We start from the raw sequence: 18,913 nt of genomic DNA, 5'->3' as shown, positions 1-18,913 counted from the left end.
CGAGACCGGCCGCGCCTTCGCCGAACTCCGCCCGATCGATCGCGGATTCCGCCTCGACGTGGAGATCGACTTCGAATCCCCGGTGATCGGCCGCAGCCGCAAGGCCATGGACCTGACCCCCGCCTCCTACCGCCGCGAGATCGCCCCCGCCCGCACCTTCGGCATGATGAAGGACGTGGAGCGCTACTGGAAGGCGGGCTTCGCCCTCGGCGCCTCCCTCGACAACACGGTCGCCATCGGCGAGACCGCCATCGTCAACCCGGAAGGCCTGCGCTACGCGGACGAGTTCGTCCGCCACAAGTTCCTCGATGCCGTCGGCGACCTCGCCCTGGCCGGCCTGCCGCTCCAGGGAGCCTATCGCTCCTATTGCGGCGGGCACCGCATGAATGTGGGCATCCTCGAAGCCCTGTTCGCCGACCGGGCGAACTACGCCATCGTCGAGGGCCAGGGCACCCGCCGCGAGGCTGCGCGAACCGAGTTCGGCGCCGGGCTGGGCATCGCCGCCTTCGCCGCCGAGCTGTAACCGGCACGCCACATCGGCCCTTCTTCCGCATCTTGGGTGGATGACGTTAACGGTTCCTGCGAACCTGCCGTTTTCACGCCCGAATCGGCCTCCAACCGTGAAAGCCTGCGCGTAGGCTCGGCGCCGCCAGCGAGGCGGCCGGGCCTGACAGGGAATTTGACCGAGATGCCTCTGACCTTCCCGACCCGTGGCGCGATGGCGGCCGTGCTCCTGAGCCTCGGCGTCGGGCTCGCCGGCTGCGACGCCCTCGATCCGACCAACCTCTTCGCCGAGAAGTACAAGCCCGAGGCGGTTCCGGACACGCCGGCCGACAAGCTCTACAGCGAGGGCTTGGCGAAGATGGAGGACAAGGACTACGAGGCCGCCGCCAAGAGCTTCGACCAGCTCGACAAGCAGTACACCTATTCCGACTGGTCGCGGAAAGGCCTGCTGATGACGGCCTACGCGAACTACGAGGGCGCGAAGTACGACGACGCGATCAACGCCTCGAAGCGCTATCTCCAGCGTCACCCGGCGAGCAAGGACGCGGCCTACGCCCAGTATCTGATGGCGATGTCGCAGTACAAGCAGATCCCGGACGTGACCCGTGACCAGGAGCGCTCGGAGCGCGCGCTCGTCGCCCTGCAGGAGCTGGTGCAGAAGTACCCGACCTCCGAATACGCCAACGACGCCAAGGCCAAGATCCAGATCACCCGCGACCAGCTCGCCGGCAAGGAGATGGAGGTCGGCCGCTTCTATCTCGAGAAGCGCGCCTTCCCGGCCGCGATCAACCGCTTCCGCGACGTGATCAGCAAGTACCAGACGACCCGTCACGCCGAGGAGGCGCTGGAGCGTCTGGTCGAGGCCTACATGGCGCTCGGCCTCACCGGCGAGGCGCAGACCGCCGCCGCCGTGCTCGGCCACAACTTCCCCGACAGCCCCTGGTACAAGGACGCCTACGCGCTCCTGCAGACCGGCGGTCTGGAGCCGCGCGAAGAGAAGTCCTCCTGGCTCAGCAAGATCTATCGCGGCGTGATCGGGCGGACGGCGGCGGCGGACTAGATCGCATCCGAACGATCGTGAGATCGACAGCGTGGCTGCGCCCTGGCCAGTTCGTTCCGGCCAGGGCGCTTTCGTTTGGCGAGCAAAGGATCACGGCTAAAGGGACTCGACGGTGCGGCCAGGACGAACGGTAACGAACCGGACATGAAGGCTCTTCTGCGCCTGCGCAGAGCGCTCGCCGACCGTGCCCTGCGTGAAAAGCCACATGCTGTGACGTTGGTGGCCATCGCTCGCAACGAGGGTGCCTATCTCGTCGAGTGGCTCGCCTTTCACCTCGCCATCGGATTCGACCGCATCATCGTCTACGACAACGAGAGCACGGACGACACGCGAACGCTGTTCAAGGCGCTCGGTCCCCGCGATCTGCGGCTTCGACGGGTCCCGTGGCCGTCACCGCCAGGAGATTCCGCCCAGGTTCTGGCCTACCACCATGCTCTGGTGAGCCTCGCCACGCCGTGGGTGATGTATCTCGATCTCGATGAGTTTCTTGTCCCGTTCGGCTATCGGGATATGGCCAGCCTCATCGGCGCGCTGCCGGCGGACGTCGCGAGCCTGCATATCAATTGGCGCGGCTTCGGCTCCTCGGGGCACCAGGGCCCAGGCTATGGGCTCGTAACCCGTGCCTTCAGCCACTGCGCACCGCTAAACTGGAGCAACCACTACCACTTCAAGACCCTGGCCCGTGCCAAGGGAATCACCGCCGTGCGGATCCACGACATCCGTCACAATCACGGCCGGCGGATCCTGTCGGACGGGCAGACCTTCTCGGACACCTCCGAGGGCACCTCTGATCGGATCGTCTACGAGGGCGTCCAGATCAACCACTACCAGTGCAAGACTCTGCCCGAGTTCCAGGCGCGGATGCGGCGCGGCGACGCCAACTATCCGAATGGTCATCCGGGCCGCATCCGTGACGGTTCGCTCGAACGCTTCATGGTTCTGGACCGCAACGAAATGGAGGATCGCGCCATCCGTGCCTTCGACACGGCCTTCGAGGCCGAGTACCGGCGACTCTGTGCCATCCTCGGCCGGGAGCCCGCACTTTCCGGATGAAGTCTCCGTGGCTTACGGCTAAACCGGCCGGCAATCCAATAAGGGGCTCTGGCGCCGCTTCATGCTCGTCCAGCTCGCGATCCGCGACATCGTTCTGATCGACAAGCTCGAACTGACCTTTTCCGAGGGGCTGACCGTCCTCACCGGTGAGACGGGCGCGGGCAAGTCGATCCTGCTCGACGCCTTCGCCCTCGCCCTGGGCGGGCGCGGCGATGGCGGCCTCGTGCGTCAGGGCGAGGCGCAGGGCGGCGTCACCGCCGTGTTCGACGTAGCGGCCGATCATCCCGCCCGCGCCGTGGCGGCAGCGGCCGAGATCGACACCGACGGCGACCTGATCCTGCGGCGCACCCAGTTCGCCGATGGCCGAACCCGCGCCTTCGTCAACGATCAGCCGGTCGGCGTGCAGACCATGCGGGCGATCGGCGCTGCCCTGGTCGAGATCCACGGCCAGCACGACGACCGGGCGCTCGCCGATCCCGGCACACACCGCACGATCCTCGATGCCTTCGGCGGCCTTCAAGGCCCCCTGGCCCAGGTCGCCGCCGCCTCCAAGCGCGTGCGCGCCGCCCGCACGGCGCTGACCGAGCAGCGCGAACGGGTCGAGGCGGCGCAGAAGGAGGCGGATTTCCTGCGCCACGCGGTGGAGGAACTGGCTAACCTCGATCCGCAGGCGGGCGAGGAGGCGACGCTGGCCGAGCGCCGCACGGTGATGCAGCAGGGCGAGAAGGTCGCCCGCGAGCTGAACGAGGCCCTCGACCTCGTCGGTGGCTCCGGCTCCCTGGTGCCGCACCTGTCCTCCGCCGTGCGCCGGCTGGAACGGCGCAGCGCCACGGTGCCGACGCTGGTCGATCCGAGCATCGCCGCCCTCGATGCCGCGCTGGTCGCCCTCGACGAGGCCCGCACCGCCCTCGACGCCGCGGTGCTCGCCGCCGAGTTCGATCCGCGCGAGCTGGAACGGGTCGAGGAGCGCCTGTTCGCCCTGCGCGCGGCCTCGCGCAAATACGCAGTGCCCGCCGACGACCTCGCCGCTCTGCGCGCCCGCTACGATGCGGACGTGGCGGCGCTCGACGCCGGCGAGCAGGCCCTGGCCGGCCTGGAGGCCGAGCTGACGGCGGCGGAGGTAGCCTATGCCCAGGCCGCCAAGAAGCTCGGGGACGGGCGTCGCAAGGCGGCCAAGGCCCTCGACGCCGCCGTTCAGGCCGAGTTGCCGCCGCTGAAGCTCGAAGGCGCCCGCTTCATCACGCAGATCACCGTGGACGAGACCTCGCGGGACGCCGCCGGCACCGAGCGGATCGAGTTCTGGGCCCAGACCAATCCCGGCACCCGCGCCGGCCCGATGATGAAGGTCGCCTCCGGCGGTGAGCTGTCGCGCTTCATGCTCGCCCTCAAGGTGGTCCTCGCCGGGAAGGGCTCGGCGCCGACCCTGATCTTCGACGAGATCGATACCGGCCTCGGCGGCGCGGTGGCCGACGCCATCGGCGCGCGGCTCGGCCGCCTCTCCGAGCAGGTTCAGGTGGTGGCGGTCACCCATGCGCCGCAGGTCGCCGCCCGGGCCTCGACCCATTTCCGCATCGCCAAGGACAGCGTGAAGGGCGGCAAGACGACCGGCAAGAATGGGGACCGGGTCACGACCCGGGTGGTCGGGCTCGCGGCGGATGCGCGTCGGGAAGAGATCGCCCGGATGCTGGCCGGCGCCACCGTGACCGACGAGGCCCGCGCGGCGGCGGCGCGGCTGCTCCAGGGAGCCGATGGCTGAGGGCTTGTCCGGACTGTCCGGGTGGCAGCCGCGGTCGGCGCGGCCGGACCCGCTATTCCCCCTCGTCCAGCTCGATCCCGTACTCCGCCAGCACCCAGAAGATCGCCTCGAGATCGTCGGCCGTCACATCACGCGGTGGCAGCGCCTCCTCAAGGTCGTCATAGGTGAGCGAGCGGCGGCGCTCCGCATCCGCCTTGGCGAGCAGCCGATCGACCGTCATGCGGATATCGGCCGGCAAGGCGTCGTGGCTCGGCAGCACGACCCCTCCGGCCGGACGCAAGGCATCGCTGAGCATGCGATCGATGATCGCCTGCCGTCGTGCGTGGGCTCCGTCCTGGCTGTCCATGGGATGGAATATGGACCGGCGCGGGCGCGCGTCGAGTCTCTCAAACCTCACGAACAGGCCCGGACAGCGAATGGGCCGATGCGCGCAGGACGGGACGGCCCGCAACCGGGTCACGCCACGATGAGCCGACCATGATCCTCATGTACTGGACGAGCCGCGACGCCGATTGTCCGCCGGCCGCCCCCGCCTGGCAGCGGGCCTACCGGCACTGCACCGTCTTCGGCGACGCGGATGTGCGGCCGCTGCTGCCGCCCGCTTTCGTCCCGGTCTTCGACGCGATCCGCCTGCCGTCCGCCAAGTCGGATCTGGCCCGCCTTCTCCTTCTGCGCGAACACGGCGGCCTCTACGTCGACGCCCATGTCGGCCCGACCTCACCGGCCCGGTTGCTCGAAACCCTCGACGCGCTGTCGTCCCACAGCCTCATCCTGTTCGGCAAAGGATGGACGATGACGGGGGAAACGGATTTCGACCTGATGAACGGCGTTCTCGCCGCCCGGAAAGGCGCGCCGGAACTCGACCTTCTGATCGACCGGATCCTGCACAACATCCTGGAGCAGAAGCGCCGGGAGGAGGCGACGACCGACCACGTCCCCTACGACCTGCACCACATGACCGGGACGCATGTTCTGATCGATACGTTCTTCGATCTCGTTCCACCCCGGCCGAGGCTGAGGGTCGCCTTCGCCGATCGGATCTTCGTCCACCAGATGGCGGACAACCAGCAGGCCGGCTTCGAACTCGCGGCCTATTACAGCTACCGCAAGCCCAACGGCCATTGGAGCGAGCGCCAGAGGAACGAACGGTTTTTCCTCGAGTGAGGCGGCGGCACCGATGAACCGGTCGATGCCGTCGCTCGGTCCGAGGCGTCAGTCCCTCACCGCCCGCTCCGCCGCCTTGGCGATGCGCACGGGGATTGCCTTGGCCGCCGGCGTCTTGGCCTGGACATCGTGGTGCCAGAGCGGGATCAGCACGTTCAGCTCGGGGTAGTAGCCGGCACAATTGCCCTCCGGGATGTCGTATTTGACGATCCTGAGGCCCTTCACCTCGCGGGCGAACTCGTCGGAGGCCTCGGTCACCACATCGACCGTCTCGCCGTCGGAGAGCTGCAGGCGCGCGATGTCGTTCTCGTTCATGAACAGCACCTGCCGCGTGCCTTTCACCCCGCGGAAGCGGTCGTGATAGCCGTAGACGGTGGTGTTGAACTGGTCGTTCGAGCGCAGGGTGATGAGGTCGAGCACGTCGCGCCGGTCGCTCTTCATGTCCGGGTCCATGTCGAGCCCGTCCGACGGCACCACGAAATTGGCCTTGCCGGTCTCCGTCTCCCATTTGCGCTCGCGGGCGGCGAGCGGCTTGTGCAGGCCGCCGGGCTCGAACAGGCGCGCGTTGAAGTCCTTGAACTTCTCCGGATAGGTCGCCTCGATGGCGTCGCGGACCTTGGCGTAATCGCCGACCCAGGCATCCCAATCGACCTTCGGATTGGGCGGCAGCGTCGCCTTGGCGAGATGCGCCACGATCCAGGGCTCGGAGCGGACATGGTCGCTCACCGGGCGGGCCACGCCCCGGGAGCCGTGGAAGCAGGAGGTCGAATCCTCCATCGACACCGCCTGCGGCCCGGTCCGCTGCTCGTCGATCTCGATCCGGCCGAGACAGGGCAGGATATAGGCGATCTCGCCATGGACGAGGTGCGAGCGGTTGAGCTTGGTCGAGACCTGCACGGTCAGGCGCAGGGAGCGCCACGCCTCCTCCATCCGCTGCGTGTCGGGGATCGCCCGGACGAAGTTGCCGCCGAGTCCGACGAAGGCCTTCACCGTTCCGGCGATCACGCCCTCGCAGGTCTCGATGGTGTTGAGACCCTTCTCCCGCGGCGGCTCGAAGCCGTAGAGTTCCTTCAGCTTGTCGAGCGGCACCAGGGAGGGCTCGTCGGCGATGCCGACGGTGCGCTGCCCCTGCACGTTGGAATGGCCGCGCACCGGGCAGATGCCCGCTCCCGGCCGGCCGATATTGCCACGCAAGAGCATGAGGTTGACGAGCATCTGCACCGTCTCGGTGCCGCGACGGTGCTGGGTCAGCCCCATGCCGTAGATGCCGATTACCGCCCGCGCGCGGGCATAGACGGCGGCGGCGGCCTCCATCGCCTCGCGCTTCAGGCCGGCCTTCACCTCGAGGGCGGTCCAGTCGAGCCGGTCGCAGAACTTCTCGAACGTCTCGAAGCCGTGGGTGTGCTCACTGAGGAAGTCGATGTCGAGGACGCGCGGGCGCCCTTCCGCCTGCGCCTCGCGGTCGGCGGCGAACAGGGCCTTGCAGATCCCGGCAATGGCCGCGATGTCGCCTCCTGCCTTGACCTGATGGTACTGGGTCGAGATCTGCGTCGAGGAATGCGTCAGCATCTCGATCGGCGATTGCGGGTTGGTGAAGCGCTCCAGGCCCCGCTCGCGCAGGGGATTGAAGGTGATGATCGGAACGCCCCGGCGGCGAGCGTCCTGCAGCGGATGGAGCATCCGCGGCGAGTTCGAGCCGACATTCTGACCGAAAAACAGAATCAGGTCGGTCGATTCGAAATCCTCCAGCACCGTGGTGCCGACCGGCACGCCGATCGATTGCGGCAGCGCCTTCGAGGTCGATTCGTGGCACATGTTGGAGGAGTCGGGCAGGTTGTTGTTGCCGTACATCCGCGCGAACAGCGCGTACATGTAGCTCGTCTCCAGCGACGCCCGGCCAGAGGAGTAGAACACCGCCGCCTTCGGGTCGGTCTCCCGCACCGCCTTCAGCTCACGGCCGATCTCGGCGAAGGCCTCCTCCCAGGAGACCGGGAGATAGCGGTCGCGCTGCGGATCGTAGCGCAGGGGGTGGGTGAGGCGCCCCTTCTCCTCCAGGTCGTAGTCGGACCACGTGAGGAGTTCGGTGACGGAGCAGCGCTCGAAGAAATCGGGGCCGATCCGCTTGCGGGTCTGCTCCCAGGCGGTCGCCTTGGCGCCGTTCTCACAATATTCGAAGGTCGAGGGCTTGGCCGGCTTCGACCATGCGCAGGACACGCACATGAAGCCGTCCGGCTTGTTCTGCTTCATCAGCATGGCCGCGCCGGAGGCCGGGATCTCCTCGCGGGTCAGGATGTCGACGAGGGAGCGGGCCGACCCCCATCCGCCGGCCGGGTCGGTATAGGCTTCGATCTTCTGGTCGGGCATGCCGGGCTCGCTCTGGCTGACCTCGGCGCAACACCTGCGCCCGCGCACGGTTCCGCCCGTGCGACGATGGCTCAGCCCCGGTTGCCGCGCACCCTATTGATCGGCGAAAGGCTCCGCTCCGGCCGCGTCGGGATTCATCCCTTCCACTGGAGCACGGGGACGGCGGGGACGCGGCGGAGCGTTGGCCGCCGTGGGCGTGGCGGTGTTGGCCCCGAGCCGCGCCGCCAGGGCGATGGCCCGCGCCTCGGTGAAGCGCAGATGGCAATAGCCGTGAACGCCCTCGCGGGCATAGGTCCGGCAGGTCTGCTCCCGGTCCGAGGAGAAGGCCGCCTGCTCCTGCACGATCGGGCGGACATCGCTGCCACGGGCGCGCTGGGTCATGATCTTGTAATTGTCGCGCACGGCCCTGTCGGCCACGCCGCGGGCGGTGTCGAACTCCGCCGCCTGCGGGATCAGCGAGGCCGCAGCGGGCCCCCACAGACCGGCGGGCGTGGTCTCGCAATCGGCCGCCGTGAAGGTGCAGGCTCGGCCGGCCCCCAGGGGCGTGGCGAGCACGCTGCCGTCGAGCACCTCGAAGCGCAGGGGACATTCGGCGGAGGACGCCGCGAAGCGGGAAACGCCCTGGGCACGCCCCTCCGCCGCCAGGGGCACGGGCTTGCCGCCGTCGAGCTTCACCGTGCAGCTCTCGGTCGGCTGCGAGATCTTGGTACCCGGCAGAGTCAGCAGCGCCGTATAGGCCGATCCGTTGCGCTCGATTTTCAGGGAGCCGTTGAGGCCGTTGAGCAGCAGCTCCTGCCCCGCCACGTTGTCCTCGGCCGGCACGCGCAGCACCACCGGCTGCCTGGGCTGGGCCGGGACGCTCGGCCGGGTCTCCGCGCCCTCGCCGGGAAATGGAGCCGCCGGCGCGCCGGGATCGACGGGCTGGGGCGGCGGGACCGGCACGTTGCGCGGCGGCTGCGGCGGCCGGGCCGCCCGGCCGATGCCGAACAATTCCTCGAAGAAGGACTGGGCCCGCGCCGGCGTGGACGGCAGTGCCGTCAGGCAGGCGAAGGCGAGGAGCATCCCCGTCGCGGCACGCGGCGGGCGGATCTTCCTCACGGGGATCCCCTCGGGGTCGGGCAGGAACATCGGGCGGTCGGTATCCCGGTTTGACGCCCCGTCACGGGCAGTATCATGCTGTCCTAGCATGACAGGCATGGCGCGGACGTGGCAGCCTGGCAACAAGGCGGGTCTCCGGTCCCGTCGCGCCCCTTGCACCGCACGGGGAAAAAGGCCTCGGCACGGCGGAGGATGACGGCGGCCGCCCAACGGCCCGGTCCGCGTTCTTGCGGCGGCGTAGCCGTCTTCTTATATGCGGCGGGACACGGGACGAGGCCTTGGAAGCACAGCCCGCAAGGGCCTTGGCGCTTGGATCCATCCCGTTCTCAAACCAGATGTTTTGTACCGCCATGGGTCGAGCTGCTTCGGGGCTCGGCGGTCTGCTTGAAAAATCCAACAGAGGGATCCCACCATGGGTAAAGTGATCGGTATCGACCTCGGCACCACCAATTCCTGCGTGGCCGTCATGGAAGGCACGCAGCCGCGGGTCATCGAAAACGCGGAAGGCGCCCGCACCACCCCGTCCATCGTCGCCTTCACCGACGACGGGGAGCGCCTCGTCGGCCAGCCCGCCAAGCGGCAGGCCGTGACCAATCCGGAACGCACCTTCTTCGCGATCAAGCGTCTGATCGGCCGGACCTACGACGATCCGCTGACGCAGAAGGACAAGGGCCTCGTGCCCTACAAGATCGCCCGTGGCGACAACGGCGACGCCTGGGTCGAGGCCGACGGCAAGAAGTACTCGCCCTCGCAGATCTCGGCCTTCACCCTTCAGAAGATGAAGGAGACCGCCGAGTCGCATCTCGGCCAGCCGGTGACGCAGGCCGTCATCACGGTGCCCGCCTACTTCAACGACGCCCAGCGTCAGGCCACCAAGGATGCCGGCAAGATCGCCGGCCTCGAAGTGCTGCGCATCATCAACGAGCCGACGGCCGCCGCCCTGGCCTATGGCCTCGACAAGAAGAAGTCCGGCACCATCGCGGTCTACGATCTCGGCGGCGGCACCTTCGACGTGTCGATCCTGGAGATCGGCGACGGCGTGTTCGAGGTGAAGTCCACCAACGGCGATACCTTCCTCGGCGGCGAGGACTTCGACAACCGAGTGGTCGAGTACCTGACCAGCGAGTTCAAGAAGGAGCAGGGCATCGACCTGACCAAGGACAAGCTCGCCCTCCAGCGCCTCAAGGAGGCCGCCGAGAAGGCGAAGATCGAGCTATCCTCGGCCACCCAGACCGAGATCAACCTGCCCTACATCACCGCCGACGCCTCCGGCCCGAAGCACCTCGCGCTGAAGCTCAGCCGCGCCAAGTTCGAGTCGCTGGTCGACGACCTCGTGCAGCGCACGATCGAGCCCTGCCGCAAGGCGCTCAAGGATGCCGGCGTTTCGGCCTCCGAGATCGACGAGGTCGTGCTCGTCGGCGGCCAGACCCGCATGCCCAAGGTGCAGGAGGTCGTGAAGGCGTTCTTCGGCAAGGAGCCCCATAAGGGCGTCAACCCGGACGAGGTCGTCGCCATCGGCGCCGCGGTCCAGGCCGGCGTGCTCCAGGGCGACGTGAAGGACGTGCTGCTGCTCGACGTGACCCCGCTCTCGCTCGGCATCGAGACGCTGGGCGGCGTGTTCACCCGGCTCATCGACCGCAACACCACGATCCCGACCAAGAAGTCCCAGGTCTTCTCGACCGCCGAGGACAACCAGAACGCGGTCACCATCCGGGTCTTCCAGGGTGAGCGCGAGATGGCGGCGGACAACAAGCTGCTGGGCCAGTTCGACCTCGTCGGCATCCCGCCGGCCCCGCGCGGCATGCCGCAGATCGAGGTGACCTTCGACATCGACGCCAACGGCATCGTGAACGTCACGGCCAAGGACAAGGCGACGAACAAGGAGCACCAGATCCGCATCCAGGCCTCGGGCGGCCTGTCCGACGCCGACATCGAGAAGATGGTCAAGGACGCCGAGGCCAATGCCGAGGCGGACAAGAAGCGCCGCGAGCTGGTCGAGGTGAAGAACCAGGGCGAGAGCCTGATTCACGCCACCGAGAAGTCGGTGTCGGAATACGGCGACAAGGTCTCGGCCGCCGACAAGGGCGCCATCGAGACGGCCATCGCCGCGCTCCGCACGGCTCTGGAGGGCGAGGATGCCGAGGGCATCAAGGCCAAGACCAACGACCTGATGCAGGCCTCGATGAAGCTCGGCGAGGCGATGTACGCCGCCTCCCAGGCCGAGGGCGCGCCGGGCGCCGAGGGGGCTTCCGCCTCGGGCGAGAAGAAGGACGACGTCATCGACGCCGACTTCCAGGAAGTGGACGAGAACGAGCGCAAGAAGCGCGCGTAAGTCACCGTGACGGTTCGGGAGCGGTGCGCCGGCACCGCTCCCGGCATTTTTTGACGCCAGGACGGCACGGACGGCTTGATCCTCGGGCAAGGCTCGGGGATCAACCGTATCGGGCGTCCGTGAGAAGCGATGGCCGATCCATCCCGTTCGAGTCGGGAGGCGGATCGCGGCGCGGCCGAAGCCCGGCGGAAAGCCGGTCGCCGACGCAAACGAGAGGCTCCAGAGGCCGGGAATGTCGAAACGGGACTATTACGAGGTCTTGGGCGTCGCGAAGACGGCCTCGGACGGTGAGTTGAAGGCTGCCTTCCGCAAGCTCGCCATGGTCCATCATCCGGACCGCAATCCCGGCGACAAGGAAGCCGAGATCAAGTTCAAGGAAGTCAACGAGGCCTATCAATGCCTCTCCGACGGCCAGAAGCGCGCGGCCTATGACCGCTTCGGCCATGCCGCCTTCAGCCAGGGCGGCGGGGGCGGCCCCGGATTCGGCAACGAGTTCGGCGACTTCATGTCGGACATCTTCGAGAACTTTTTCGGAGATGGCCGTGGAGCGCCGGGCGGCGGTCGCGGGCGGGGCGGCGGCGCTCCGGGCCGGGAGCGCGGGGCGGACCTGCGCTACAACCTCGAAATCTCCCTCGAAGAGGCGTATTCCGGCAAGACCGAGACGATTCGCATCCCGACCTCGATCGCCTGCGAGGCCTGCTCCGGCAGCGGCGCCAAGCCCGGCTCGAAGCCGCGCACCTGTCCGACCTGTGGCGGCTACGGCCGGGTCCGCGCGGCGCAGGGCTTCTTCGCCATCGAACGGACCTGCCCCAACTGTCACGGCCGCGGCGAGGTCGTCGACGATCCCTGCACCGCCTGTTCCGGCGCCGGGCGGGTCAACCGCGAGCGCACCCTCTCCATCAACGTCCCGGCGGGTGTGGATGACGGCCTGCGCATCCGGCTGGCGGGCGAGGGCGAGAGCGGCCTGCGCGGCGGTCCCTCCGGCGACCTCTACGTCTTCCTCTCGATCAAGCCGCACCCGTTCTTCCAGCGCGACGGGGCCGACCTGTTCTGCCGCGTGCCGATCTCGATGGTGACGGCGGCGCTCTCGGGCGAGATCACCGTTCCGGTGATCGACGGCTCGCAGACCCAGGTCCGCATCCCCGCCGGCACCCAGACCGCCAAGCAGTTCCGCATCAAGGGCAAGGGCATGCCGGTGTTGCGCTCGCGGGAAGTCGGCGACCTCTACATCCAGGTCTCCGTCGAGACGCCGCAGAACCTCACCAAGCGGCAGCGCGAGCTGCTGCAGGAGTTCGACCAGAGTGCCTCGGACGAGAACCATCCGGAAAGCGCCGGCTTCTTCTCGAAGGTGCGCGACTTCTTCGTCAGCGGCTCGGCGCGGACGTGATCATGGCCCGCGCGGGATCAAACCCGCGCTCCGGCCGGTTACGACCGCGGCCCGTCGGGCGGCGGTCGTCGCGGCAATGTGCGCCCTCATACGGGTCGTACAGAGCTGCGAGCTTGACTGGCTGCCGGTTTTCGTCGTCTAGCCTCTCCCACCCATGATGAGCCGAGGACCATCGGTCGTGCCGCCGCTTCGCCGTTCCAGCGCCAAGGCCGTCGCCGCGACACGCGTCATCCGCGAGCGGAAAGATCCGCTGGAGGATGAGGCGCGCTTCCTGCGATCCTGGTTCGAGCGCCCCCTCGTCACCGGGGCCGTGACGCCCTCGGGCCGGATGCTGGCCCGGACCATGGCGGCCTATGCCGACCCGAGTGTCGACGGTCCGGTGATCGAACTGGGCCCGGGCACGGGCCCGGTGACCGAGGCGCTGATCCGCCGGGGCTTCGACCAGGAGCGGCTGATCCTCGTCGAGTTCAACCCGGATTTCTGCCGGCTGCTGCAGCGCCGCTTCCCACGCACCACCGTCATTCGCGGCGATGCCTACCGCATCCGCGAGACCCTGGGCGGCCTGCTCGACCGTCCCTGCGCCGCGACGATCTCCAGCCTGCCGCTGTTCACCAAGCCCCTGGAGCAGCGCCTCGACCTGCTGCAGGGTGCCCATGACCTGATGCATCCGGGCGCGCCCTTCGTACAGTTCACCTACGCGGTGGTGCCGCCGATCCCCGCGCGGTGCGAGGCGGGCAGCTACACGGCGAGCCGCTCCAACAAGGTCTGGCTGAACCTGCCCCCGGCCCGCGTCTGGGTCTATCGCCGTCCCGAGGCGAGCAAACCCGCGACGCCCTGATCGTCTATCGCGAGCGCCAGCGAAGCGATCCGGCGCAACCTTTCCGGACAGTCCCGTGCCCTGGATTGCCACGGCTTCGCCTCGCGATGACGTAGGGAAAGGTCACAGCCTCCAACCGGAAACCATGTCGAAGCGTTTTTGCGCGTCGTGGTCGATGCCCCGCGATAAGGCGGTGTCGATCGGGAGAATGGAGCGCCGTGTCCCCCCTTGGGACGAGGCGCAATCTACATTTCCGTTTGTGCGCAGAGTGCTCAGTACCCGTTCATCCGGCAGCGCCTAGTTTTGCCGCCAGGGCCGTTCCAAACGGCCGGACGAACGGAGGTTACGTATGTCGGTTTCATCCTCGACGCGTCGGTCCCGCTTCGCGCTCGCCGCGCTCGCTCTCATGGCCGGCGGGCTGATCGGTGGCGGCTCCGCTGAGGCCGCCCCGCTTCAGGCCGCGCCGGCCGCCGCGCTCGCCTCGGACGCGACCGTCGAAACCGTGCAGTGGCACCACCACCATTTCGGCCATCGCCACCATCCGCGCCATTGGGGCCACCGCCACCATCATCGCGGCCATTGGGGGCATCACCGCCGGCACTGGGGCCATCACCACGGCTGGGGCCACCGCCATCGCCATCATCACCACTGGTAGGGGTTGACGAGGGTTCCCGGCCGCAAACCGGCGGAAGCCCTCAGCCCAACCGTTCCATCACGGCCTGGCGCGGCTCCGGCCGCGCCTCGCCGATGCGGTAGGCGGCCCTCACAGCCGCCGCCGCCCGATCCGCCGCAGCCTCGTCTGCCGCATGGACATGGCCGAGCGGCTCGCCCGATGCGACGCGGTCGCCGGGCCGCACCAGCCCGGTGAAGCCGACACCGGCGTCGATGGCATCCTGCGGCCGGGTACGGCCGCCCCCCAGCGCGATCACGGCGAGGCCGATGGCGCGGGTATCCACAGCCTCCACGAAACCCGCCGTCTCCGCCGTCACCGGCCGCACCACCGGTGCCCGTGGCAGCTGGCGTTCCGCCGCCTCGACGAAATCCGCCGGGCCACCGAGCGACGCCACCATGCGCGAGAACACCTCGCAGGCCCGGCCCGAGTCGAGCGCCGCCGTGAGACGGCCCTCCGCCTCCGCGACGTCTGCGGCCAGTCCGCCGATCACCAGCATCTCGGCGGCGAGCGCCAGGGTGACCGCGTGGAAGCGCGGCTCGCGGACCCGTCCGGTGAGATAATCGACGGCATAGGCGACCTCGACCGCGTTGCCGGCGGCGGAGGCGAGCGGCGCGTCCATATCGGTGATGAGGGCGCGGGTGCGCAGCCCGGCCGCGTTGGCGACCGTGACGATGCTCTCGGCGAGCGCCCGCGCCTCCGCGTGCCCGGCCATGAAGGCGCCGGAGCCGGTCTTCACGTCCATGACCAGGCCCTGGAGCCCCGCCGCGAGCTTCTTCGAGAGAATCGACGCGGTGATGAGATCGAGCGATTCCACCGTCCCGGTCACATCGCGGATCGCGTAGAGCCGCCGGTCGGCGGGGGCGAGGTCGGCGGTCTGCCCGATGATGGCGCAGCCAACCTCGGCGGTGACCGCGCGGAAGCGGTCGAGGCCGGGCGCCACGTCGTAGCCGGGGATGCTCGCGAGCTTGTCGAGGGTGCCGCCGGTATGGCCGAGCCCTCGTCCCGAGATCATCGGCACGTAGCCGCCGCAGGCCGCGACCATCGGGGCGAGGGCGAGGCTCACCGTGTCGCCGATGCCGCCGGTGGAGTGCTTGTCGAGCACCGGTCCGGGCAAGTCCCACGCGAGCACCGTGCCCGATTCGGTCATGGCGCGGGTCAGGGCCACGCGCTCGTCGAGGGCGAGGCCGCGGAAGAACACCGCCATGGCGAAGGCGGCCGCCTGCCCCTCGGTGACGCGCTCCCGCGCCAGCCCGTCGATGAAGCCCGCGATGTCGGAAGGCGACAGGGCACGCCCGTCACGCTTGTCGCGGATGATCTCCTGGGGAAGCCTCATCGACCCGCCTCCAAAACACGGACGAGATCCGCATGGAGCGCGCTCGCGCCGATGCGGAAGCTGTGTGGACCGATCCAGTCCGGCCCCATGATCCGGTCGGCCAACGCCAGATAGGCGGCGGCATCCTCGACCCGGCGCAGTCCGCCCGAGACCTTGAGCCCCGCCGGCCGATGGCCGCGATGATCGCGGATCGCCCGCAGCATGATCTCGGCGGCGGGGAGCGTGGCCGAAACCGGTGTCTTGCCGGTGGACGTCTTGATGAAGTCGGCGCCGGCCTCCAGCGCGAGGCGGCTCGCTTGCGCGATCAGGTCCGGCTCCTCGAGCCGGCCGGTCTCGAGGATGACCTTGAGGAGACTGCCGCCGCAGGCCTCGCGCACGGCATGGACCATCGCACGGGCTGCTTCGGCATCGCCGCGCATCAGGGCACGGTAGGGCAGGACGAGGTCGATCTCGTCGGCGCCCTCCGCCAGCGTCGCGCGGGTCTCCTCGACCGTGCCCTCCCGGTCCTCGCCGCCCTCGGGAAAGTTGACCACGGTGGCGATCCGCACGCCGCTGCCCGCCAGCACCCCCGCCGCTTGCGCGACGAAGCGCGGCCAGACGCAGATTGCCGCGACGGCGCTGGCGCGGGCTTTGCCGCACAGATCCGCCACCGCGGCCTCGGTGCAGGTCTCGCTCAGGTCGGTGAGGTCGAGGAGCGGCAGGGCCCGACGGGCGATGCCGGCCGCATCCTGGGAGGAGAGGGGGTTCGCAGCCATCATCCGTGTCCTTGCGGGTCGGGCAGGCGGGCGACGAAGGCGGCGGCGAGGCGCGCGAGGTCCGCCCCGGCGCGGGCAGCCACCGCCTTGGTTTCGGCATGGTGGGGGGCGCCGCCCGCGATCCCAGCCGCCAGATTGGTGACGACGGAAACCGCCGCGACCGGCAGGCCGAGGAAGCGGGCGAGGATCGTCTCCGGCACCGTCGACATGCCGACGAGGTCGGCGCCGAGGATGCCGGCCATGCGGACCTCAGCCGGCGTCTCGAAGCTCGGACCGGAGAACCACGCGTAGATGCCTGCCTGAAGCGGCAGGCCCGCCTCCTCGGCCGCCGCGAGCAGCTTCGTGCGCAAGCCGGGATCGTAGGCATCCGTCATCGGCACGAAGCGGGCATCGCTCGGCTCGCCGATCAGGGGGCTGAGGCCCGACAGGTTGATGTGGTCGGTCAACATCACGAGGCTGCCGGGGCCGGCCTCCAGCCGCAGGGAGCCGGAGGCGTTGGTGAGCAGCAGCCCGCCGGCCCCGAGCGCCCGCGCGGCGGCGAGGGGGACGCGCATGGCCGCCGCATCGCCCCGCTCATAGGCGTGGGCTCGGCCCTCGAAGACCAGGACCGGCCGGCCCGAGAGGCGCCCGCGATGCAGCCGGCCGCCATGGCCGCTGACGCCGGGGGCGGGAAAGCCGGGGATGCGGTCGTAGCCGAGGCTCACGCGATCCTCGACCGCCTCCACCAGGGCCCCGAGCCCGGTTCCGGTGACGATGGCGCAGGCGTAAGGCCCCTCGAAGCCCTCCGCCCGCAGGAAAGCGATGGCGGCGTCCTCAGGCGCCATGGACGACATGCTCCGGGCCGAAGGAGGCGGGGAGCAACTCCTCCAGGGTGAAGCGGGCGCGGATTCCATCCGGGCCGGCGGAGAGGATCGGCGTGTCGGGGCCGGCGAATTCGCGGATGCGCTGGCGGCAGGCGCCGCAGGGCGTCACCGGGGCGGGGCTTTCGGCCAGGACGAGGATGGCGCGGATCCTCCGGCCGCCGGTGGCGATCATCGCGGCGATGGCCCCGGCCTCGGCACAGGTGCCGACGGGATAGGCGGCGTTCTCGACATTGCAGCCGGCATGGATGCGTCCGTCCTCGTCGGTCAGGGCGGCGCCGACGGCGAAGCCTGAATAGGGCGCGTGGGCGCGGCCACGCACGGCGGCGGCGGCCTCGAACAAGGCGTCGAGAGCGGGCTCGGTCACGGGCGCAGCCGGGTCAAGGAAGAACAGGACATGGCTCGGTTTGACCCGAGGCTCGGGCCCGTGTCGAGGGGGCAATCGTGACCTGCGGACACATCCTACCGCGCCCCCGTGCCGAACCGGCTTCCCCTCCGGCGGGCAGCGCTCTAAGCAGACGGGACGCGGACAGGACGACAGCGGGAGCCCGAAACTCATGCTCGGACGCTATGAACGGGGAGCGACCGGCGGCGAAGCCAAGGTCGAATACGGCGACGGCACCATGCGGGTGATCAAGCCGGGCACCTTCGTGCGCTGCGCGGTGACCGGCGAGCCGATCGCCCTCGACGCCCTGCGCTACTGGAACGTCGACCGCCAGGAAGCCTATGCCACCCCCGAGGCGGCGATGCAGCGCCTCAAGGAGCTTCGCGCGGCGCGCTGAGCGCGTCGGCCAGCTGCCGCCGCAGGCCGTCCTCGTCGGCGAAGCACAGCGCGACCCGAAGCACCCGCACCGCCTCCCGCTCCTGCGGGGGCAGGCGCACCGCGTCCTTCTCCGTCGTGACGAGGCATGCGCCCTCGCGCGCCGCGAGGGCGATCAAGCCCGTCAGGTCCGCCGGCCGATAGGGGTGGTGATCGGGGAAAGCCCGTTCGGCCACGATCTCGGCCCCGAGCCCGCGCAGGGTCTCGAAGAATTTTTGCGGCCGTCCGATTCCGGCGAAGGCGACGACTCGGCGCCCGGCCCAGGTCGCTCGCTCTTCCGGTGCGAGGCGGGCGCGGTGGACCGGCAGGCCGCGCGCCCGCGCCTGTGCCGCCACTCCCTCGCCGGGCGCTCCCTCACCGACGAGGACGAGGCCGGCGACATGCGGCCATTGCCGGGCGAGCGGCACACGGAGCGGCCCGGCGGGGAAGGGCTGACCGTTGCCGATCCCGGCGCCGGCATCGACCACGGCCAGCGCCAGGGTCTTCGACAGGCTCGGATTCTGCAGCCCGTCATCCATCACGATCACGTCGCCTCCGGCCGCGACGCAGAGACGGGCGCCGGCCGGCCGGTCACGGGCGACGACGGCGGAGGCGAAGGCCGCCAGCAGCAGCGGTTCGTCGCCGACCTCCGCCGCACCGTGCCGGGCAGGATCGACGAGGAGCGGGCCGGCCGCCCGCCCGCCATAGCCTCGGCTGAGGAAGACGGGGTTTCGTCCCAGCCCGCGCAGGAGGCGGGCGAGGGCGAGGGCGGTCGGCGTCTTGCCGGCACCGCCCAGGGTAAAATTGCCGACGCACAGAACCGGGCAGGGAGGCACGGCGCCCGCACGGTCCATCCGATTCGCCGCCAGGCCGCCATAGAGGCGGCCGGCCGGCGCCAGCAGCCGGGCGAGGGGGTGACCGGGCGGCCGGGACCAGAAGCCGGGCGGATGCATGCCGG

General features: G+C 69.6%; 18 protein-coding genes. 10 read left to right on the top strand and 8 right to left on the bottom strand.

All coding sequences use genetic code 11. The features are described 5' to 3' along the window. From MZTS_RS10705 to recN, 4 genes are all read left to right on the top strand, one after another. Nucleotides 1–523: UDP-3-O-acyl-N-acetylglucosamine deacetylase (locus tag MZTS_RS10705; RefSeq protein WP_192283816.1), on the top strand; the 523-nt coding region annotated here is incomplete at its 5' end. Nucleotides 524–688: 165 nt separating this feature from the next. Then, nucleotides 689–1,564 carry an outer membrane protein assembly factor BamD gene (locus tag MZTS_RS10700; RefSeq protein ID WP_192283815.1) on the top strand — a complete coding sequence of 292 codons (876 nt, stop codon included), beginning with the start codon at nucleotides 689–691 and terminating at the stop codon, nucleotides 1,562–1,564. A gap of 144 nt (nucleotides 1,565–1,708) precedes the next feature. After that, nucleotides 1,709–2,617, top strand: coding sequence for a glycosyltransferase family 2 protein (locus MZTS_RS10695; RefSeq protein ID WP_192283814.1), 909 nt, complete (start codon nucleotides 1,709–1,711; stop codon nucleotides 2,615–2,617). Nucleotides 2,618–2,678: 61 nt separating this feature from the next. Continuing rightward, entirely contained in the window at nucleotides 2,679–4,373 is a 1,695-nt protein-coding gene (recN, locus tag MZTS_RS10690) for a DNA repair protein RecN (RefSeq protein WP_192283813.1), read from the top strand. 52 nt (nucleotides 4,374–4,425) lie between these two features. Here the strand turns inward: recN and MZTS_RS10685 are convergent, their stop codons facing one another. Next, nucleotides 4,426–4,719, bottom strand: a complete 294-nt coding sequence (locus MZTS_RS10685) for an RNA polymerase sigma factor region1.1 domain-containing protein (protein ID WP_192283812.1) — start codon at nucleotides 4,717–4,719, stop codon at nucleotides 4,426–4,428. A 131-nt stretch (nucleotides 4,720–4,850) separates the two neighbouring features. Between MZTS_RS10685 and MZTS_RS10680 the strand changes: the two genes are divergently transcribed. Continuing rightward, nucleotides 4,851–5,537, top strand: coding sequence for a glycosyltransferase (locus tag MZTS_RS10680; RefSeq protein WP_009863332.1), 687 nt, complete (start codon nucleotides 4,851–4,853; stop codon nucleotides 5,535–5,537). Between the two features lie 48 nt (nucleotides 5,538–5,585). On the opposite strand, the gene MZTS_RS10675 is transcribed toward MZTS_RS10680, so the two are convergent. Together MZTS_RS10675 and MZTS_RS10670 are read right to left on the bottom strand one after the other, a co-directional pair. Further along, nucleotides 5,586–7,901: an FdhF/YdeP family oxidoreductase gene (locus tag MZTS_RS10675; protein ID WP_192283811.1), complete on the bottom strand. Its 2,316-nt coding sequence runs from the start codon at nucleotides 7,899–7,901 to the stop codon at nucleotides 5,586–5,588. Between the two features lie 93 nt (nucleotides 7,902–7,994). After that, a complete protein-coding gene (locus MZTS_RS10670; RefSeq protein WP_192283810.1) occupies nucleotides 7,995–9,029 on the bottom strand; it encodes a hypothetical protein in 1,035 nt (344 codons plus the stop codon). Between the two features lie 382 nt (nucleotides 9,030–9,411). On the opposite strand from MZTS_RS10670, the gene dnaK reads away from it, so the two are divergent. From dnaK to MZTS_RS10650, 4 genes are all read left to right on the top strand, one after another. Further along, nucleotides 9,412–11,331, top strand: coding sequence for a molecular chaperone DnaK (gene dnaK / locus MZTS_RS10665; protein WP_192283809.1), 1,920 nt, complete (start codon nucleotides 9,412–9,414; stop codon nucleotides 11,329–11,331). Between the two features lie 232 nt (nucleotides 11,332–11,563). Beyond that, nucleotides 11,564–12,718, top strand: a complete 1,155-nt coding sequence (dnaJ, locus tag MZTS_RS10660; RefSeq protein ID WP_192283808.1) for a molecular chaperone DnaJ — start codon at nucleotides 11,564–11,566, stop codon at nucleotides 12,716–12,718. 178 nt (nucleotides 12,719–12,896) lie between these two features. Further along, a complete protein-coding gene (locus tag MZTS_RS10655; RefSeq protein WP_192283807.1) occupies nucleotides 12,897–13,556 on the top strand; it encodes a phospholipid methyltransferase in 660 nt (219 codons plus the stop codon). Between the two features lie 328 nt (nucleotides 13,557–13,884). Continuing rightward, nucleotides 13,885–14,190 (top strand): hypothetical protein, encoded by a 306-nt coding sequence (locus MZTS_RS10650; RefSeq protein WP_192283806.1) that lies wholly within the window; start codon nucleotides 13,885–13,887, stop codon nucleotides 14,188–14,190. Between the two features lie 40 nt (nucleotides 14,191–14,230). Here MZTS_RS10650 and deoA read toward each other — a convergent pair whose 3' ends face one another. Genes deoA through MZTS_RS10630 form a run of 4 tightly spaced genes read right to left on the bottom strand, consistent with a single transcriptional unit; the run spans nucleotide 14,231 to nucleotide 17,715 of the window. After that, nucleotides 14,231–15,541: a thymidine phosphorylase gene (gene deoA / locus MZTS_RS10645; protein ID WP_192283805.1), complete on the bottom strand. Its 1,311-nt coding sequence runs from the start codon at nucleotides 15,539–15,541 to the stop codon at nucleotides 14,231–14,233. Then, nucleotides 15,538–16,299 carry a deoxyribose-phosphate aldolase gene (gene deoC / locus MZTS_RS10640; RefSeq protein ID WP_192283804.1) on the bottom strand — a complete coding sequence of 254 codons (762 nt, stop codon included), beginning with the start codon at nucleotides 16,297–16,299 and terminating at the stop codon, nucleotides 15,538–15,540. Before deoC ends, deoA begins: the two co-directional genes overlap by 4 nt. Continuing rightward, nucleotides 16,296–17,120, bottom strand: coding sequence for a purine-nucleoside phosphorylase (locus MZTS_RS10635; protein ID WP_192283803.1), 825 nt, complete (start codon nucleotides 17,118–17,120; stop codon nucleotides 16,296–16,298). Before MZTS_RS10635 ends, deoC begins: the two co-directional genes overlap by 4 nt. Beyond that, complete coding sequence (locus tag MZTS_RS10630; protein WP_281397033.1) at nucleotides 17,110–17,715, bottom strand: cytidine deaminase; 606 nt, start codon at nucleotides 17,713–17,715, stop codon at nucleotides 17,110–17,112. The genes MZTS_RS10635 and MZTS_RS10630 overlap by 11 nt, the downstream gene beginning before the upstream one ends. Between MZTS_RS10630 and MZTS_RS10625 the strand changes: the two genes are divergently transcribed. Beyond that, nucleotides 17,714–17,938, top strand: a complete 225-nt coding sequence (locus MZTS_RS10625) for a DUF2093 domain-containing protein (protein WP_009864826.1) — start codon at nucleotides 17,714–17,716, stop codon at nucleotides 17,936–17,938. The genes MZTS_RS10630 and MZTS_RS10625 overlap by 2 nt on opposite strands. On the opposite strand, the gene lpxK is transcribed toward MZTS_RS10625, so the two are convergent. Then, nucleotides 17,913–18,908 carry a tetraacyldisaccharide 4'-kinase gene (gene lpxK, locus MZTS_RS10620; RefSeq protein WP_192283801.1) on the bottom strand — a complete coding sequence of 332 codons (996 nt, stop codon included), beginning with the start codon at nucleotides 18,906–18,908 and terminating at the stop codon, nucleotides 17,913–17,915. The two genes, MZTS_RS10625 and lpxK, sit on opposite strands and share 26 nt — an antisense overlap. Nucleotides 18,909–18,913: the final 5 nt, after the last annotated feature.

Origin of the sequence: Methylorubrum zatmanii, from assembly GCF_014845115.1 — a bacterium.
GTDB classification, from domain to species: domain Bacteria; phylum Pseudomonadota; class Alphaproteobacteria; order Rhizobiales; family Beijerinckiaceae; genus Methylobacterium; species Methylobacterium zatmanii.
This window is presented reverse-complemented; position numbering and strand designations above follow the sequence as displayed.

Coding starts and splice junctions, on each gene's coding strand:
- MZTS_RS10700 (WP_192283815.1), top strand. CDS start 689: ATGCCTCTGACCTTCCCGACCCGTGGCGCGATGGCGGCCGTGCTCCTG.
- MZTS_RS10695 (WP_192283814.1), top strand. CDS start 1,709: ATGAAGGCTCTTCTGCGCCTGCGCAGAGCGCTCGCCGACCGTGCCCTG.
- recN (WP_192283813.1), top strand. CDS start 2,679: ATGCTCGTCCAGCTCGCGATCCGCGACATCGTTCTGATCGACAAGCTC.
- MZTS_RS10685 (WP_192283812.1), bottom strand. CDS start 4,719: ATGGACAGCCAGGACGGAGCCCACGCACGACGGCAGGCGATCATCGAT.
- MZTS_RS10680 (WP_009863332.1), top strand. CDS start 4,851: ATGATCCTCATGTACTGGACGAGCCGCGACGCCGATTGTCCGCCGGCC.
- MZTS_RS10675 (WP_192283811.1), bottom strand. CDS start 7,901: ATGCCCGACCAGAAGATCGAAGCCTATACCGACCCGGCCGGCGGATGG.
- MZTS_RS10670 (WP_192283810.1), bottom strand. CDS start 9,029: ATGTTCCTGCCCGACCCCGAGGGGATCCCCGTGAGGAAGATCCGCCCG.
- dnaK (WP_192283809.1), top strand. CDS start 9,412: ATGGGTAAAGTGATCGGTATCGACCTCGGCACCACCAATTCCTGCGTG.
- dnaJ (WP_192283808.1), top strand. CDS start 11,564: ATGTCGAAACGGGACTATTACGAGGTCTTGGGCGTCGCGAAGACGGCC.
- MZTS_RS10650 (WP_192283806.1), top strand. CDS start 13,885: ATGTCGGTTTCATCCTCGACGCGTCGGTCCCGCTTCGCGCTCGCCGCG.
- deoA (WP_192283805.1), bottom strand. CDS start 15,541: ATGAGGCTTCCCCAGGAGATCATCCGCGACAAGCGTGACGGGCGTGCC.
- deoC (WP_192283804.1), bottom strand. CDS start 16,299: ATGATGGCTGCGAACCCCCTCTCCTCCCAGGATGCGGCCGGCATCGCC.
- MZTS_RS10635 (WP_192283803.1), bottom strand. CDS start 17,120: ATGGCGCCTGAGGACGCCGCCATCGCTTTCCTGCGGGCGGAGGGCTTC.
- MZTS_RS10625 (WP_009864826.1), top strand. CDS start 17,714: ATGCTCGGACGCTATGAACGGGGAGCGACCGGCGGCGAAGCCAAGGTC.
- MZTS_RS10630 (WP_281397033.1), bottom strand. CDS start 17,715: ATGAGTTTCGGGCTCCCGCTGTCGTCCTGTCCGCGTCCCGTCTGCTTA.
- lpxK (WP_192283801.1), bottom strand. CDS start 18,908: ATGCATCCGCCCGGCTTCTGGTCCCGGCCGCCCGGTCACCCCCTCGCC.